Source organism: Pseudoalteromonas sp. A25, assembly GCF_009176705.1.
Taxonomy (GTDB): Bacteria; Pseudomonadota; Gammaproteobacteria; order Enterobacterales; family Alteromonadaceae; genus Pseudoalteromonas.
Genome location: NZ_AP021847.1, coordinates 45500 through 61405, shown reverse-complemented (window position 1 = coordinate 61405; position 15906 = coordinate 45500). Strand labels below are relative to the sequence as shown.

Genomic DNA, 15906 nt, shown 5'->3' with positions numbered 1-15906 from the left:
AATGCCTATGCAAGTACAGTTAAACCCCACTGGCGTACTAAATCTGTTATCTCAATTAGAGGTAGACTTACTTCAACAATCATCTAACAGCGAGCGATATAGACTATTTAGAAATTGCGCTTTGGCTGTTTTAAATGTGGGCAGTCATACAGACTCAAGCTCAGAAATATACAATAAATATCAAGACTTTGACATTAAACTGATCGCGCGTGAACGTGGTATTAAAATTGAGCTCAGTAACCCTCCAGAAACGGCCTTTGTGGATGATGAAATTATTTTAGGTATTCATGAACATATTTTCTCGGTAATACGCGACATTTTGTTCATTTGTCAACGCCATGAAGCACAAATAAATACGCCTCGTGAAATTACGCATATGGTTTTTGACATGTTGCGTAATGCTGATGCTCTTGAAGTAAATAGCGATCCAAATATTATTACCTGTTGGGGCGGACATTCAATTAATGAAACTGAGTATCGCTATACAAAAGAAGTGGGTTACCAGTTAGGCTTGCGCGGGCTCAACATTTGTACAGGATGTGGACCAGGTGCAATGAAAGGACCAATGAAAGGGGCCACGATAGGCCATGCAAAGCAAAGGATCAGCAGTAATCGTTATTTAGGTTTAACTGAGCCAAGTATTATCGCAGCCGAGCCACCCAATCCAATAGTCAATGAGCTAGTCATACTACCAGATATTGAAAAACGCTTAGAAGCGTTCGTGCGTACCGCGCATGGAATTATTATTTTTCCGGGCGGCGCAGGTACCGCAGAAGAGTTGCTCTATTTATTGGGCATTTTGCTTCATCCTGAAAATGAAAAGCAATGCTTACCGGTGATACTTACTGGCCCTAAGGAGTCTGCGCAGTACTTCGAAGAAATTTGTATGTTTGTTAAGAGTACCCTAGGCGATGAAGCGCTTAAAAAGTTTGAAGTGATCATTGATGACCCCGCACTTGTGGCAAAAAAACTGAAACTGGGTATGAAAGAAGTTCGAGAGTATCGAAAAGCGCATGGAGATGCGTATTATTTCAACTGGACGCTTAAAATTGATAACGAGTTTCAAATGCCTTTTGCGCCCACGCATGAGAATATGGCTGCGCTAGATTTACATTTGTCTCAACCAACCCAGCAACTAGCTGCTAATTTGCGTCGCGCTTTTTCTGGGATAGTGGCCGGTAATGTAAAAGATGAAGGGATTAAAGCGATAGCACAGCACGGGCCTTACACGCTAAGCGGTGACACGTCTTTGATGAAGGATATGGATAAACTGTTACGCGCTTTTGTTGAGCAAGGTCGTATGAAACTTCCTGGCAGTAAATACATACCGTGCTACCAAATTAAAGCATGAAAAGAAAACTAGTCCTAATAGATGCGCTTAATTTAATTAGGCGCATCTACGCAGTAGATGAACAACAAGCCCATCGTAGCGAACAACAAACAATAGTGTCTTGTAAGAGTCGTGTAAGTCATGCGACTAAAAAGTTGCTTGCGATCACTGAAGCCACACATGCTATCGCGGTGTTCGATGGTCAAAAAAGCTGGCGATATCACTTTTATCCAAACTATAAGCATAGCCGTAAGCCAATGCCAGAATTACTCTGTGCTAATTTAGAGTCAGTTGCGAGAGGGTTTGTTGAACATGGCGTAACTGCTTATATGCCTCAGCAAGATGAAGCCGATGATATCATCGCGACGCTTGCGAGTAAGGCCAGCAAAGCGAATGTCGAGTCTACTATAATCTCAACGGATAAAGGCTTTTACCCTTTACTTAGTGAGCACATTTCCATTTACGATTATTTTAAGCGTCATTGGCTTACGAATAACTGCATTCTTGAAAGGTTTGGTGTGACAAAAGATAAACTGGCTGACTTTTGGGCGCTTGCAGGTGATAAAACCAATGATGTTCCCGGCGTTGCGGGGATTGGTAAAAAGACCGCTGCGCAACTCGTTGCAAATTACAATGAGTTAGCTGACGCTATTGAAGACTCTGACTGTAAACCCTCTACAAAAGAAAAGTTAGTTACAGGAATGGACGACTATATCATCAGTAAGCAATTGGTAACGCTCAGAACAGACATTCATTTGGGCTTTAATCTTAAGCAATTAAGGCTGTGTGCAAATGGCGTTGTTTAGTCGCAACTTTATACGCCAAAGTGGCCACTCTGTTATACTCTTCCACCGTTTTCAGGTGGGTTTACTATGATAAAGAAAGTATTGCAGTATATAGTGTTAGGTTTGGCTGTTTATGCCACGATTGTGATGTTGGTGATCAATTATTATAAAGATGACCCGCAAGCGATGATATGGCAAGACCGTGAAGCCTTTAACAAACGCTTTATTAGTAAGTTAAAGCCTGATCAAAATATAGAGCTCGATGAGGTACTAGAAACATTGGGAAGCCCTGATTTAACTTATGTGAAGAAGCATCAGGATAAGACCTTACAAATTGTTTATTATCGTACTCAATTAGTTAAACCAGATGGGATCACAACACAAGATGAATGTACTGGATTGTTATTTGATAATGGGCAGCTCATCCTGTGGGGGCCTGCGGCAAGTGTGGCCTACGAAAAGGCCAAGTAAGCATGTCTGAATTTACCCCAAGTCCAGTCCATCTAAAACGGTTGTTTGAACACACTCATCAAGCCCTTCGACTTTATTATAAAAAGCAAAAATGGCCAGCTATCTACCCTACTCTTACCCAATTAGCTGAGCGCTTCGTACAATGTTATTACGCTCAGCCAAATGCGATGCACGCTCATCTGCAATTCTATGCATCAGATTATGGCTATACAACTAACCTTACTGTTAACCAGTGTATTTTGGTTTGTGCGTTTTGTTGCGCTAACGGTTATAAAGAGTCATTTACAGAAGAATTAGTCATTGCAGCATTAAGTGATTATTTATGTTGCTCCAACGAAACAAACAAATTGGCTCGTTCTGCTACTTTGAGTAAACAAGAGAGTAAATTGGTAAAGCTAAGACACCAGTTTGCTGTCACTATGCTGAACAGTGCGAACGTTCCAAACGGGCAATTACAACGTATTCTGTCGCGATTGGATAAGTACTCAAATGCCATAACCGGCAATAAAGCGATCCCCTTATACGACAACACCAGTATATTGGTGACGCTAGCTAAACGAATAGCAAAAGCAATTACACCCAGACCAAATGTTAAAACGTTTACGATAGTACAAGCGATTAAATCCTTGTATTTAGGCACACATAATGAATTTGCGCAGCTTTCTTTAATGGCGCTATCAAAGCAGATAATTCATTACCCTGGTGGTTCGCTAGTGAATTACAAGGGGCAAGGCGCGCTGGTTCTATCGGTTATAAACAATGGCTACTTGTTGGCGTTGTTAGATAATAACAAAGCAGTAGGCATGATAAAAACAACTAAGCAATTTTCTCCCGTGTATCAGCCTATCGTGACGTCAGATAACACATTGCTTTACACAATATGGTTTAACGAGCAAATGCCAGTAGCTCATTGCGGGCATGTGGAACATACAGATATTTGGCAAGCAATTACTAACCTAGGTAAACAGCAGTTTTTAGAGTTTAAAGCGATAGAAAAAACCATAAAGCCTTTTTCACAAATCACGCAAGCGTTACAGTTAGCGGCGAGACAATATAATCGCCAAGGCCAAAAAGCAACCACTTTACGCCATTGTCTTACTATGGTTGGTTTAGATACGGCGGGATTATTGTGTCAAAGAGTGCTGCTTGAAACATTGATTTCACAGTTACATCATCCGTTTGCAAATGATGTTTGGCAAAAATACATTCACATAAATAAGCTTATCATAACCTTATTTAGTCATGCCCAAGGTGAGCAATTTGAACAGTTGTTAAGCCCGTTTACAGCTGCCATTTATTTTATCTTAAATAACCACAATACGAATATCATGCGCCTTGTAATACCATGTACAGAAGACATTGAAGATAAAGGTGTATCGATTGCTCATTTGTTTGGTTTTAATCGCTTAGACGAATCAAAGTTCGAGGCATTTGTTGAAAGTTATTTTAAACACTCTACCTCACATCAAGCATTTCTGAAATCTGAAGTTGAGCAAAAGCAAACGTTAGATGAGTTAGGGCAGCAAATCATCGCTATTAAGCTGCTGGCAATATATACTTTGGGTGGTTCGCAAGCCCTCAGTGCGTGGCAAACACAGCTGTTAGATAATGTACTAAGCGATTTGCAGTGGCCCTCTTTGGCCTCTTTTTGTGATGCGTTTATTGCACAAAGTCCAAGTTGCAACGTTGATTGAAATAAAGTATTTAATACCGCCAGTATAAATCGATATTTCGTGTGTTATTTACGCAATAAATACTACCTATAACAAGCATAAGCCTTATTTATGGGTAATTGTCATTACTTACTGGTATATGTCTGCATAAATTGTTATAAAACGCGCTTAAATTTTCAAGCGAACACGCACCTTCCCTCTTTGTTTACTAAACTTTTCAGTAGTGCCCATTTGGGTATGGTGCAAAATTACTTTTGATAAAGGAAAAACCAGAATGGCAAAGCAAACCATTACCGTGATTAAAGGCGACGGCATAGGTCCTAGCATTATCGACTCTGCAATTGAAATCTTAAATGCAGCAGGCTGTGATTTTGACTATGAATTTGTAGATGCAGGTCTTGCAGCACTAGAAAAAACTGGTGAACTACTTCCTAAAGAAACTTTAGAAGTGATTGAAAAGAACAAAATCACTTTAAAAGGTCCATTGACGACGCCAGTTGGTGAAGGTTTTACTTCTATAAACGTTACGTTGCGTAAGCAATTTGGTCTGTATGCTAACGTACGTCCAGTAAAATCATTTGCTGGTACGAAAGCGCGTTACGAAGACATCGACATCATCACAGTACGTGAGAACACTCAGGGTATGTACTCTGGTCTTGGCCAGGTAGTTTCTGATGATGGCAATGAAGCTGAAGCGATGTCAAAAATTACACGCGAAGGTGCTGAAAAAATCGTAACATTTGCGTATGAGTTAGCACGTCGTGAAGGCCGTAAAAAAGTAACGGCTGTCCATAAAGCGAATATCCTTAAGTCGACTTCTGGTTTGTTTTTGAAAGTAGCGCGCGAAGTTGGCGAGCGTTACCCTGATATCGAATCGGCAGAGATGATTGTTGATGCGACATGCATGAAGTTAGTGATGACTCCTGAAGAATTTGACGTAATTGTAACAACAAACCTATTTGGTGATATTTTATCAGATCTGTGCGCGGGTCTTGTAGGTGGCTTAGGTATGGCGCCTGGTGCAAATATTGGTGAGAATGCCGCTATTTTTGAAGCAGTTCACGGTAGTGCGCCTGATATCGCTGGTAAAAACCTTGCTAACCCAACGTCAGTCATCTTAGCTTCGATTCAAATGCTTGAGTATCTAGAGATGGGCGAAACTGCAGAACGCATCAGAAGCGCAGTTGCAGATGTAATTAAGAGCGGTGACCGTACAACTCGTGACTTAGGTGGTAACCATGGAACCACTGATTTCACTCAAGCTGTTATTGACCGTTTATAATAGAACCTAAAAAGATAAGGCTGGCGTTTGGTCAGCCTATTTTTGACCCCCTCCTTTTTGCATATTATTTTCTTTTAATCGCATTCCTTCGTTAAACTTTAGCTTTAATGAGTGTAAATACTTACAGTATTTGCTTTTTTTATGCGCTTTTGTGTATCTGCCCTTGACATGCATTACAAAACAACATTTAATGAACTCAGTAAATTGACAAAATAAAAATTAATACCAAAAATGAAACGTATTTTATCTAACCTACATGTCCTAGTCGTGGTCTTATCTTTAAGTCCAGCGGGGCCGTGTTGAGCAAATTTACGCTTTAACCCCGCAAATGCGGGGTTTTTTTTTGGTTGAAATTACCAACAGGTACTGATAATTCTGAGGAATGAGGATGAAAACACAGCAATACAATGGCTCAGAGCTAGTTGTAAAGGCACTCGGGGCACTAGACGTTGAGTATATATTTGGATACCCAGGCGGATCAGTTTTAGATTTATATGATGCACTGTTCCAACAAACCGAAATTGAACATATCTTGGTTCGTCATGAACAAGCCGCAACACATATGGCCGATGGTTACGCCCGAGCTACTGGTAATGTTGGCGTTGTGCTTGCCACATCTGGCCCAGGTGCAACGAACTGCGTTACGGGTATCGCCACCGCTTATATGGACTCAATACCAATGGTGGTACTTTCAGGTCAAGTGCCATCAAATTTGATTGGTGATGATGCGTTCCAAGAAACCGATATTGTTGGATGTTCAAGACCGATAGTCAAACATAGCTTTAACTGTAGAGATGCTCAGGAGATCCCAACAATACTCGCTAAAGCGTTCTATTTAGCTAGTACTGGTCGTCCAGGTCCGGTTGTGGTCGAGCTGCCCAAGGATATTCTAAACCCTCAGCTAAAATTTAATTATGTGATGCCAGAGCGTATCGATATGAGGACTTATAACCCAAGCGTTAAAGGGCACCCGAAGCAAATTAAGAAAGCAGTTGAAGCGATATTAGGTGCTAAACGACTTGTTATTTATTCAGGTGGTGGCATTGTTTTGTCTAATACGTCAGTGCAGCTTACCGAGCTGGTTGAAACACTGAATGCTCCGATCACAAATACTCTGATGGGACTTGGGGGAATTAGCGGAACGCACCCTAACTTTATCGGTATGCTAGGCATGCATGGTAATTTAGAGGCTAACAAAGCGATGGCTAACGCCGATGTCATTTTAGCGCTAGGCGCGCGATTTGATGATCGGGTAACGAATAATGTTAAGAAATTTTGCCCAGAAGCCACGATTGTGCATGTCGATGTAGACCCTACTTCAATTTCAAAAACCATCAAGGCACACATACCGGTTGTAGGATGCTTGGCAACTGTATTGGAGCAACTACAAGCTGCAATTGATAAAAGTAGCAGTCGAATCGATCGAAGTGCTCAAGAGGATTGGTGGCAACAAATTACACAATGGCGTTCGCAGCAGTGCTTATCTTACGAATTAGGCAAAGAGGTAATTAAGCCGCAAACTGTAGTTGAGAAGGTCTATGAGGTAACCAATGGTGATGCCTATGTTTGTTCTGACGTTGGTCAGCACCAAATGTTTGCAGCACAATACTACCCATTCAAGAACCCTAGGCAGTGGATAAACTCGGGTGGTTTAGGCACGATGGGATTTGGCTTACCTGCTGCTATGGGAGTTAAACTGGCGTTCCCTAATGAGCACGTAGTTTGCGTTACCGGAGATGGTTCAATACAGATGAACATTCAGGAGCTTTCGACGTGCTTGCAATATGGCCTTGCTGTGAAAATTGTTTCATTAAACAACCGCTCCCTTGGAATGGTAAGACAATGGCAAGATATGATGTACGGAGGAAGGCACTCTAGCTCTTACATGGAATCGTTACCAGACTTTGTAGCCTTAGCGCAAAGCTATGGCCATATCGGGATACGAGTTGACCACCCTAGCGAGTTAGATGCGGCACTAGAAAAAGCATTTGCAATAACTGATCGATTGGTCTTTTTGGATATTCGTGTAGACGAGAAAGAGCATGTGTACCCAATGCAAATTAAACTCGGTGCGGTTGATGATATGTGGCTTAAAAAGGGAGTAAAAGCATAATGCGTAGAATATTAAGTATCTTATTAGAAAATGAACCCGGCTCGTTATCTCGTATTGTAGGTTTATTTTCACAACGAGCCTATAACATTGATAGCTTAACCGTTGGCACAACGGCTGATCAAACTCTTTCGCGCATTACTATCACGACACACGGTGACGACAGAGTGGTAGAGCAAATAACAAAGCAAGTTAATAAGCTGGTAGATGTGCTAAAAATCATCGATTTAACAGAGGTACCTCATATTGAACGAGAGTTACTATTAGTGAAAGTATTTGCTAAAGATGAAGCTACCAGAGCTGCTGTTACTCGAATTGCTGATGTATTTCAGGGCTCAATTATTGATATGGGTAAGCAAAGCTATACTTTGCAGTTATTGAGTAATGCTGAACGCTTAGAATCTTTCTTAGATATGCTTAGACATGAAAGTGATATCATTGAGTTAGTTCGCTCTGGAGCTGTTGGCATTGGTCGCGGCGATAAAGCGCTAAAAGGCTAGAAAGTTGTAAATAAAACAAAGGGACCAAAATGGTCCCTTTGTTGCTTTAACTGTTTAACCGTATTAAAGGTTAACTTGGTCTTTTAAACCTTTACCTGCTTTGAAGCTTGGAATGTTCGCTGCAGCAATTTGGATTTCAGCACCAGTTTGTGGGTTACGGCCAGTACGAGCAGCACGCTCTTTTACTGAAAATGTACCAAAACCAACCAGTGCAACTGAATCGCCTTCTTTAAGAGACTTGGTCACGGCACCAGTGAATGCTTCAAGTGCGCGGGCTGCTGCCGCTTTTGAAATTTCAGCGTCTGCTGCCATCTTTTCAACTAGTTGAGCTTTATTCATTATTAGATTCCTATTCATTTTATATTTTGCCTAAGCAAAACCTATGTTTATGCATTTTGGCTAGATGTGCAACCATTTCCTGAAAATTTTAGCGAAAAATTGATAAACGTCAGAAATAGCGTGCTTTAACAGCGGTTTTTGTCTGTACTAACCAAGCAATTACAAACTAGCAAGCGCTTGATATTTTCGCAATACCTGCTGAGCGATAAATTAGCATTTTGTGAATAACCAATCATAAATTATTATAAAAAATAAGGTACAAGCGAGCCAAGCAGTGCCAAACACCGCATAAAACTGACTAGTCGAGACCATAATTTCAAAAACCCCAAAGTTTGCAGCGGCGATGTAGCTCGCTGGTGCGAAAGCTGCTACGACAATCGCGCCTAAGTATCTAGGTAGCGATAGGATCCCCTTGAGCGAACTGTCGAAGGTCAATATAAAGGCTATCCACAAAACCACAAGCCAGCTAGGTAAAGCGTTCTCAGGGTGTTGTATCATCCCTGTATAAATTGCTACTAATTCGACACTTAAGCCTGCTGGCAGAGCGAGCACTAACAAAAGACATTGTTTTTTGAAGCTGTGGTTAGTGATCAGTAATAGAACGCAAACAATGCACATAAGCCATAATGCGTTTGCTTGGTAGAACAGCGCCAGCAACCAACAAGCTTGAAAAAGCGCAAAATTAGTAATTAAGCGTATCGGCACAGTGTGTTGAAACATATCTAGGCTTTCGTGCTACTAAGTGTATTGTGCTGGTGGAGCGTTGTTTAAACGCACCCTCGCAATAGCATAAGTAAAACTCCCAAAGCCGATAAAAGCGTTGGTCAAATTTTGTATGGTCTAGCGTTGGCCAAGCTTGCTTAAAACGTACATACCAGTCACGTAGTGTTCTGGCATAGTGCAGCCCTATGTCGCTGATGTCATGAACGACCATGGAAGTATTAGTACATATTTGCTTGCTAAGTTCAGTCACAGAAGGCAAACAGCCACCTGGGAATATATACTGTTGAATAAAGTCAGACTGTTTTAAATAGTGCTCATAGCGCTGGCATGCAATTGTGATGGCTTGGATAAGCATAACGCCGTCCTCTTTGAGTAAAGCGTCGCACTTTTTAAAAAAGCTAGGCAGATAGCTGTGACCGACCGCCTCAATCATTTCAATAGAAACAAGCTTATCAAAGTGCCCCTCTAAGTCGCGATAGTCTTTTTTAAGTAGCGTAATGTTATTTTCGAGCCCAAGCACCGCGACTTTTTGTTTAACGTAGTCGTACTGTTCTTCAGAGATGGTTGTAGTCGTAACATGGCAGCCGTAATTCTGTGCGGCATAAATTGCAAAGGCGCCCCATCCGGTGCCAATTTCAATCACATTGTCGTTCGCCTTGAGGTCTAAGCTTTTACAAATAGTATGAAGTTTATGCTCTTGGGCCTGCTCGAGCGTACTATCTTGGCTAGGATAAATAGCACTCGAATAGAGCATCTCTTTGCTCAAAAATGCACTATATAAGTCGTTGCCCAAATCATAATGCGCTGAGATATTCTTTTTAGCACCTGTTTTTGAATTTTTGTTTTGAATGTGCTTAAGCTTATTGACAAAACCTGTGATAAAAGAGAATTTACGCTCAAAGGCGTCTAACTGAGCTTGATTTTGAGCAAAAATTTCAATCAAAGCCGTCAAGTCTGAGCAACGCCAATATCCTTGAATATAGGCTTCGCCCGCGCCTACACTGCCACCGAGCGCGAATAGTTTGAACATCGCGCTGTCTACAACAGTCACCGTGCAAGTTAGTTTGCTATCACGCTGTCCAAATTCATATCGTTGGTTTCCAACTAATACTTTTATGTGCCCAGTTTCAATGCTATCGAATGCAGAAAAAACGACCTTGCTGTAGAGTTTTTCTGACCACGACAAACGAAGCTGATTCTCGATTGATGATGTGTTTTCCATATTAACGCCCCGTATGCCCTAAAAAAGGCACCCTCTTCAAAAATAACTTTAGTGCTTGCCAATAAATGCCTTTAAATATAGACAAAGTCATGGCTGGAAATTGCATTAAAAGTGACGAAACATTCGCTCTTAAAAGTTCTTGTCGCTTTAGTCTGAGCGATGCGTCAAATAGCAAAGTGCTTTGTCGCTTATTTGCTATGTGTATAAAAACGCGGCTATCGCTCACTCTTACTTGCCAGTGATAATGCATATCCAAATTCATAAATGGAGATACGTGAAACGTTTTCTTAAAGTTCACTTTTTCGTTCAATTTAACTAAGTAACAGTGCCTTTCGTTCCAAGGTGTGTTGCTTACTTCTGCGACCATATGTTGAAATTGCCCGTTGCTATCAGCAAAAAAGAAAAAGTTAACTGGGCTAAAATAAACACCAAAGCAACGCAACTGGCACAGTAAAAATATTTTACCTATCTCTGTTTTTGCGCCGAGCTCTTGGCTCACTGACACGGCTCGTTCACGTAGATCACCGTGATAGTTCACTAAGTAATCCTTGTCATTAAACTTTAGTATTTTTAACCCCTTAGTGCCAAGTAATGGGTGGATGCTATTGAGGTTTTCTAGTTCATCTAAATCAAGCCACATCATGTAAAGTGGATAGTGAAACTGGTGCTCCTTAGGGCTGTATCGCTTATGTTTTACATCCCCAATAAACAATGCACTGTTTAGCGACACGTTCAAAATTCAACGCCCAATTGCTTAGCAACATTCACAGCACTGCGTACGCCATCCTCATGAAAGCCGTTGTACCAATAGGCGCCGCAAAAATAACTATTGTTCTTGCCATCTATGAGTGGTTTTTGCTTTTGTGCTGCGATGCTTGTTTGGTTAAACACAGGATGATGATACGTAAAACGACGTAATATTTTACTTTGTTCAATGCCTGATTCGTGGTTAAGCGTTACACAAAATGGATTGGGGCTGTCTAAACCCTGTAATATGTTCATCTGGTATGTAACAACCGCAGCACTGTCTGTTTGTTGATCTAGTAGATAATTCCAACTTGCCCACGCAGCTTTACGTTTAGGAAGAATACTGTCATCAGTGTGCAATATGACTGAGTTGGCAGTGTAAGGAATGGCACCCAACACCGATAGTTCATCTTCACTCGGCTGGTCCAAAAGCGCTAAAGCTTGATCAGAGTGACAGGCAAATACTACTTTATCAAACAGCTCAGAACTGCCGTCTTCCATTACTAATTCAACACCTGTGCTATTACGCGTAACCTTTCTAATGTTTGCGCTTAGCACTATGTTGTCTTTAAATTTTTTGATTAAAGGTGCAATATACTCTCTTGAACCACCCGGGATCACGTACCACTGGGGCCGGTTTGTAATGTCTAGCAACCCATGGTTGTAGAAGAATTTAATGAAAAACTCAACTTCGAATGCAGCCATTTCCTTAATACTGGTTGACCAAATAGCCGCCCCCATTGGCAGGATGTAATGCAACTTAAAGAAGTCATTGAAACTATGCAATTCAAGTAGTTCACCAAGGGTTTTACACTGGGTGTAGTCTTGCTGCGCATACATAGATTTGCAAATTTTATTAAACCGTACAATGTCATAAAGAAGGCGCCAAAACTTCAAACGAAACAGATTCCGACGCTGAGCAAACAGTGTGCTGAATGTATGACCGTTATACTCGAAACCGGTTTGTGAATTTTTAACACTAAAACTCATTTGTGTAGGTTGTCTGTCGATACCAAGCTGAGCTAACAGTTTTTCGAATTTTGGATATGTTCTATCGTTAAATACAATAAAACCAGTGTCTACTGCGTAATTCTCACCATTCATTTCAACATCAACTGTCGCAGTGTGACCCCCTATATAGTCATTTTTTTCAAACACTTTGACATGAAATTTGTTACTGAGTAAGTAGGCAGCGGTCATGCCAGAAATACCTGAACCTATAATCGCAATTTTGTTCAACGTCTAATTCCTTTGGATAAATACAGCCAAATGCTAAATGGTAATAATCTCAGTGCCTTGAGTATAAAAGTAAAACGTTTGGGAAAGTGTATTTCTTTTTGTCGTTTTGCTATCCCCTTTGCTATTGACCGCGTAGCATGTTCTACAGTCACAGCCATTGGCATTGGAAAATCATTTTTGTCGGTAAGCGGGGTTTTCACAAACCCCGGGTGCACAATACTCACATCTATGTCATCAAGGTCTACGGCTAATGATTGCCCAAGATAAGTAGCAGCAGCTTTAGATGCACCATAGGCTTGCGCTCTGGGTAATGCTAAAAATGAGGCGCTAGAACTCACTATTACAAGCTGCCCGCCTGATCTTATTTTCTTAAGCAATACATCTAAGCAATAGCCTAAAGAGAGCAAATTTACTTCTATCACACGCTGAAACAGTGCGCTGTCGAATTGTTTAACATCATCGACGTACTCGCAGTTTCCTGCATTTAAGATCAAAATATCGAGTTTATCTATATCGCTACTTTGCGCTTTGATTTCATCTAATTGTGTTACATCCATCTTCAGCGCTCGGACATTTTTAATGCTCTCAAGCTCGTTTAAAGCTTGCTCGTTTCTACCGCATGCATAAACGATTGAGTCGTGGGCGTAATGCTCTGCAAGACCACGACCAATACCTGACGTTGCGCCTGTTATCAGCACGTGTTTCACTATTTAACCGCCCTTTTATCAATAAACCCAATGAGTTGCTTAAGCAGCGGGATATTCCTGTACAACATTGCTGCTGCATCAAAATAATCTTGATGAAAGATAATTTTGTCGTCTTTAAAGCGAAGGTGGCTGTGGCCATTAACAATGACCTCTTTTCCCCCGTTAATTCGCTTATGTTTAAATCTCATCTGCCAATAAACAAACCCGTTTTCTTCAATATCGAAGGCGTCTTTGATATCAAATTTTATAGCTCTAACATTGGCGTACATATTTGCAAAGTACATAGTTAAGTGAGTGAGGCCGTTTACTTGATGTAAGGGGTCAACAAATTGAACATCTTGATGATAAACCTGTTCTAACACCGACAAATTGTCAGCGCTCAGTACATCATACATGTCTATAAAACGGGAAATTACGCTATGCATTGATCACACCTTAAATGCGTCTAAAGCTCTTACTCGTGCTGCTTTGTGTTCAACCAATGGAGGCACATACTGAGCACTTTGCTTTGTAACCAGATAATCGTGAGGAAAATGTATATATTTTGTTGGTACATCTTCCAGCTCTGGCACATATCTACGAATGAAATCTCCTTGGCGATCAAACTTTTCGCTTTGCGTTATTGGGTTAAAAATTCTGAAATATGGCTGTGCATCGCACCCTGTACTTGCAGCCCATTGCCAACCACCATTATTGCTGGCAAAGTCTCCATCAATTAAGCGTTGCATAAAATACTTTTCACCCCAACGCCAATCAATTAATAAGTGCTTTGTCAAAAAGCTAGCGACGATCATTCGCAAACGGTTGTGCATCCACCCGGTTTGATTCAATTGGCGCATCGCAGCATCGACGATAGGATATCCAGTTTGCCCATCGCACCATGCTTTAAATTGCGAAGGATCATTTCGCCAGCAAACAGAGTCGTATTTGTCGTTAAAATTTTTGTGCTTGCACAGCTTAGGAAAAGAAACAATCAAGTGACGGTAAAACTCGCGCCAGATGAGTTCGTTGACCCAGCAAAACTCCGGCTTATTGGTGGTATGTAAAATATCGGGATAAAATAGCTGTAGTTGGGCAAGTAGTTGTTTTACAGATATAACCCCTAGCGCTAGGTAAGGACTTAGACCTGATGTTCCTTTGATGCTGGGGATATCTCTTACGCTCTGGTAATCAGCACATTTATTTTCAATAAAATTGTTCGCGATAACTTTGATAGCATCATCATCCACAGGCCATTTTTGAGAGCTTCCATCCGACTCTAAGCACTTAGGCGTTGACCAACCATCGGCATTTTTTACGGCGTCTAACGGCCAACTTGGTATATAAAAGTGTACTTGCTCATAATGCTTGAGCCACGCTTTTTTGAAAGGCGTGAAAACCTTAAACATGTCACCGGATTTTGTTACCACACTCTTTGGTGGGGCAACTAGGTCGCCATCAAATAGCACTAACTCTATACCCGCCGCAATACACTTCGCGTCGCGTTGCTGTTCATTAATTTCGTATTCGGCATTGGCATACACACGGTGTGTGTTTCGTTCATCACAAAACTGCTTAAGAGACTTTGGAATATCGGCGAAGTCGTCTACTTCCAAAACTGACAAATTGATACCGTAAGCGGATAGCGCCTCACCAAGCCATGCAACGCGACGTTTTATCAAATCTATTTGAACTGGTGCACTGTTGTGCATGCTCCACTGCTTTTCACACACAAAAAAAAGTGCCTCCTTGGCACCATTTTCAACTGCTTCTATTAAAGCGTCGTTTGCGAAATAACGAAGATCTCGCCTAAACCAAAATATCGGTGCCATTAAATACCAAACCTCAATTTAAGTTCGTTAGGATAGGGGGCAAAGTAAACCTGTTGCGCCAAATAATCGTTCGGGTGCACCGTCAAGTGGTGTTTTAATAAAGTAAGAGGAACATATAGCGGCACTAAACCCTGACGGTATTCGTCAATCGCTGTACACAGCTCTTGCTTTTCAATTTTTGATAAATCGTTTTTAAAGTAACCTTGTAAGTGCGCTAGCGTGTTTGTTTGGTTTTTCCTCGATGCAGGGCTTGATAATGCCTTCATAAGTCCAGCAATATAATTTTGCTTAACCTCGTCTAATGGCTCATCAGAGGCCTGCGCAAGATAACGGCCCAGCTCTCTGTATGATTCATAGTTGTGGGCCATAACTAAATATTTGTGTTTGGCATGAAACTGCGTCAGCTCGTGCATGCCAACATCTTCGTGATTTAGGTTTTGCCAGCTTTTGTAAACATAGACTCTCATCACAAAGTTTTCTCGAAGATGAGGGTCGTTTAAGCGGCCGTTCTCTTCGCAGGGTAACAAAGGGTTATGTTTCATGATCTGCTGGGCAAAAAAACCAATACCCTCTGATGTGTTACCCGTGCCAGCTTCGTTATAAATTTTCACTCTCTCCATTCCACAACTTGGACTTTTAGCGCAAAAAACAAAACCCGATAACGATGCAGCTTGCTCAGTAGCAACTTTTTTACCGTATTCGGTCAACTTAGGACCCACATCCCCTGACCCATCCGGACGACAAACTTTGATAGTGTCACCTACTCTAACTTGGCGAATGGTAGGGCGTGGGATAGGTAAACCCACAGCTACCTCAGGACAAAACTTCACATATTCAACATGCTTAGCAAGTTCGTCCATACAAAAGTTGGAGCGTTTGTGCCCAGTATCAAAACGTACTTTATCGCCAGCCAAGCAGGCGCTTATTCCAATTCTTATTGAAGAAGATTTTTCCATTCTTTAAATCG

16 protein-coding genes are annotated in these 15906 nt (G+C 41.3%); 7 read left to right on the top strand and 9 right to left on the bottom strand.

Annotated features, from left to right (window positions below; translation table 11 throughout):
• Window positions 1-7 precede the first annotated feature (7 nt).
• The 7 genes from ppnN to ilvN all read left to right on the top strand — a co-directional run bounded on the left by ppnN (window position 8) and on the right by ilvN (window position 8151).
• Complete coding sequence (gene ppnN / locus GDK41_RS16965) at window positions 8-1351, top strand: nucleotide 5'-monophosphate nucleosidase PpnN (RefSeq protein ID WP_152087667.1); 1344 nt, start codon at window positions 8-10, stop codon at window positions 1349-1351.
• Window positions 1348-2136: a flap endonuclease Xni gene (xni, locus tag GDK41_RS16960; RefSeq protein WP_152087666.1), complete on the top strand. Its 789-nt coding sequence runs from the start codon at window positions 1348-1350 to the stop codon at window positions 2134-2136. The genes ppnN and xni overlap by 4 nt, the downstream gene beginning before the upstream one ends.
• A gap of 66 nt (window positions 2137-2202) precedes the next feature.
• Window positions 2203-2586, top strand: coding sequence for a DUF3192 domain-containing protein (locus GDK41_RS16955; protein WP_152087665.1), 384 nt, complete (start codon window positions 2203-2205; stop codon window positions 2584-2586).
• Between the two features lie 2 nt (window positions 2587-2588).
• Window positions 2589-4280, top strand: a complete 1692-nt coding sequence (locus tag GDK41_RS16950) for a hypothetical protein (RefSeq protein ID WP_152087664.1) — start codon at window positions 2589-2591, stop codon at window positions 4278-4280.
• A gap of 253 nt (window positions 4281-4533) precedes the next feature.
• Entirely contained in the window at window positions 4534-5541 is a 1008-nt protein-coding gene (locus GDK41_RS16945; protein ID WP_152087663.1) for an isocitrate dehydrogenase, read from the top strand.
• A gap of 388 nt (window positions 5542-5929) precedes the next feature.
• A complete protein-coding gene (locus GDK41_RS16940; RefSeq protein WP_152087662.1) occupies window positions 5930-7654 on the top strand; it encodes an acetolactate synthase 3 large subunit in 1725 nt (574 codons plus the stop codon).
• On the top strand, window positions 7654-8151 hold the full coding sequence (ilvN, locus tag GDK41_RS16935) for an acetolactate synthase small subunit (protein WP_070992770.1): 498 nt from the start codon (window positions 7654-7656) through the stop codon (window positions 8149-8151). Before GDK41_RS16940 ends, ilvN begins: the two co-directional genes overlap by 1 nt.
• Before the next feature lie 63 nt (window positions 8152-8214).
• Here ilvN and GDK41_RS16930 read toward each other — a convergent pair whose 3' ends face one another.
• From GDK41_RS16930 to GDK41_RS16890, 9 genes are all read right to left on the bottom strand, one after another.
• Window positions 8215-8490 carry an HU family DNA-binding protein gene (locus GDK41_RS16930; protein ID WP_152087661.1) on the bottom strand — a complete coding sequence of 92 codons (276 nt, stop codon included), beginning with the start codon at window positions 8488-8490 and terminating at the stop codon, window positions 8215-8217.
• A 210-nt stretch (window positions 8491-8700) separates the two neighbouring features.
• Entirely contained in the window at window positions 8701-9210 is a 510-nt protein-coding gene (locus GDK41_RS20495) for a DUF2878 domain-containing protein (RefSeq protein ID WP_152087660.1), read from the bottom strand.
• On the bottom strand, window positions 9173-10435 hold the full coding sequence (locus GDK41_RS16920; protein ID WP_152087659.1) for an SAM-dependent methyltransferase: 1263 nt from the start codon (window positions 10433-10435) through the stop codon (window positions 9173-9175). Before GDK41_RS16920 ends, GDK41_RS20495 begins: the two co-directional genes overlap by 38 nt.
• Before the next feature lies 1 nt (window position 10436).
• Window positions 10437-11165 carry a DUF1365 domain-containing protein gene (locus tag GDK41_RS16915; protein ID WP_152088268.1) on the bottom strand — a complete coding sequence of 243 codons (729 nt, stop codon included), beginning with the start codon at window positions 11163-11165 and terminating at the stop codon, window positions 10437-10439.
• A gap of 2 nt (window positions 11166-11167) precedes the next feature.
• Window positions 11168-12421 carry an NAD(P)/FAD-dependent oxidoreductase gene (locus GDK41_RS16910; RefSeq protein ID WP_152087658.1) on the bottom strand — a complete coding sequence of 418 codons (1254 nt, stop codon included), beginning with the start codon at window positions 12419-12421 and terminating at the stop codon, window positions 11168-11170.
• A complete protein-coding gene (locus GDK41_RS16905) occupies window positions 12418-13128 on the bottom strand; it encodes an SDR family NAD(P)-dependent oxidoreductase (RefSeq protein ID WP_152087657.1) in 711 nt (236 codons plus the stop codon). The genes GDK41_RS16910 and GDK41_RS16905 overlap by 4 nt, the downstream gene beginning before the upstream one ends.
• Entirely contained in the window at window positions 13128-13553 is a 426-nt protein-coding gene (locus GDK41_RS16900; RefSeq protein ID WP_152087656.1) for a nuclear transport factor 2 family protein, read from the bottom strand. The genes GDK41_RS16905 and GDK41_RS16900 overlap by 1 nt, the downstream gene beginning before the upstream one ends.
• A gap of 3 nt (window positions 13554-13556) precedes the next feature.
• Complete coding sequence (gene phrB / locus GDK41_RS16895; RefSeq protein WP_152087655.1) at window positions 13557-14939, bottom strand: deoxyribodipyrimidine photo-lyase; 1383 nt, start codon at window positions 14937-14939, stop codon at window positions 13557-13559.
• Window positions 14939-15895, bottom strand: a complete 957-nt coding sequence (locus GDK41_RS16890) for a YbgA family protein (RefSeq protein ID WP_152087654.1) — start codon at window positions 15893-15895, stop codon at window positions 14939-14941. The genes phrB and GDK41_RS16890 overlap by 1 nt, the downstream gene beginning before the upstream one ends.
• Window positions 15896-15906 lie beyond the last annotated feature (11 nt).

Excerpts from the sequence above, each read along its gene's own strand:
- GDK41_RS16945 (WP_152087663.1), top strand. The coding sequence starts at position 4,534 with ATGGCAAAGCAAACCATTACCGTGATTAAAGGCGACGGCATAGGTCCT.
- GDK41_RS16950 (WP_152087664.1), top strand. The coding sequence starts at position 2,589 with ATGTCTGAATTTACCCCAAGTCCAGTCCATCTAAAACGGTTGTTTGAA.
- GDK41_RS16920 (WP_152087659.1), bottom strand. The coding sequence starts at position 10,435 with ATGGAAAACACATCATCAATCGAGAATCAGCTTCGTTTGTCGTGGTCA.
- GDK41_RS20495 (WP_152087660.1), bottom strand. The coding sequence starts at position 9,210 with ATGTTTCAACACACTGTGCCGATACGCTTAATTACTAATTTTGCGCTT.
- GDK41_RS16955 (WP_152087665.1), top strand. The coding sequence starts at position 2,203 with ATGATAAAGAAAGTATTGCAGTATATAGTGTTAGGTTTGGCTGTTTAT.
- ppnN (WP_152087667.1), top strand. The coding sequence starts at position 8 with ATGCAAGTACAGTTAAACCCCACTGGCGTACTAAATCTGTTATCTCAA.
- GDK41_RS16890 (WP_152087654.1), bottom strand. The coding sequence starts at position 15,895 with ATGGAAAAATCTTCTTCAATAAGAATTGGAATAAGCGCCTGCTTGGCT.
- ilvN (WP_070992770.1), top strand. The coding sequence starts at position 7,654 with ATGCGTAGAATATTAAGTATCTTATTAGAAAATGAACCCGGCTCGTTA.
- GDK41_RS16940 (WP_152087662.1), top strand. The coding sequence starts at position 5,930 with ATGAAAACACAGCAATACAATGGCTCAGAGCTAGTTGTAAAGGCACTC.
- xni (WP_152087666.1), top strand. The coding sequence starts at position 1,348 with ATGAAAAGAAAACTAGTCCTAATAGATGCGCTTAATTTAATTAGGCGC.
- phrB (WP_152087655.1), bottom strand. The coding sequence starts at position 14,939 with ATGGCACCGATATTTTGGTTTAGGCGAGATCTTCGTTATTTCGCAAAC.
- GDK41_RS16930 (WP_152087661.1), bottom strand. The coding sequence starts at position 8,490 with ATGAATAAAGCTCAACTAGTTGAAAAGATGGCAGCAGACGCTGAAATT.
- GDK41_RS16900 (WP_152087656.1), bottom strand. The coding sequence starts at position 13,553 with ATGCATAGCGTAATTTCCCGTTTTATAGACATGTATGATGTACTGAGC.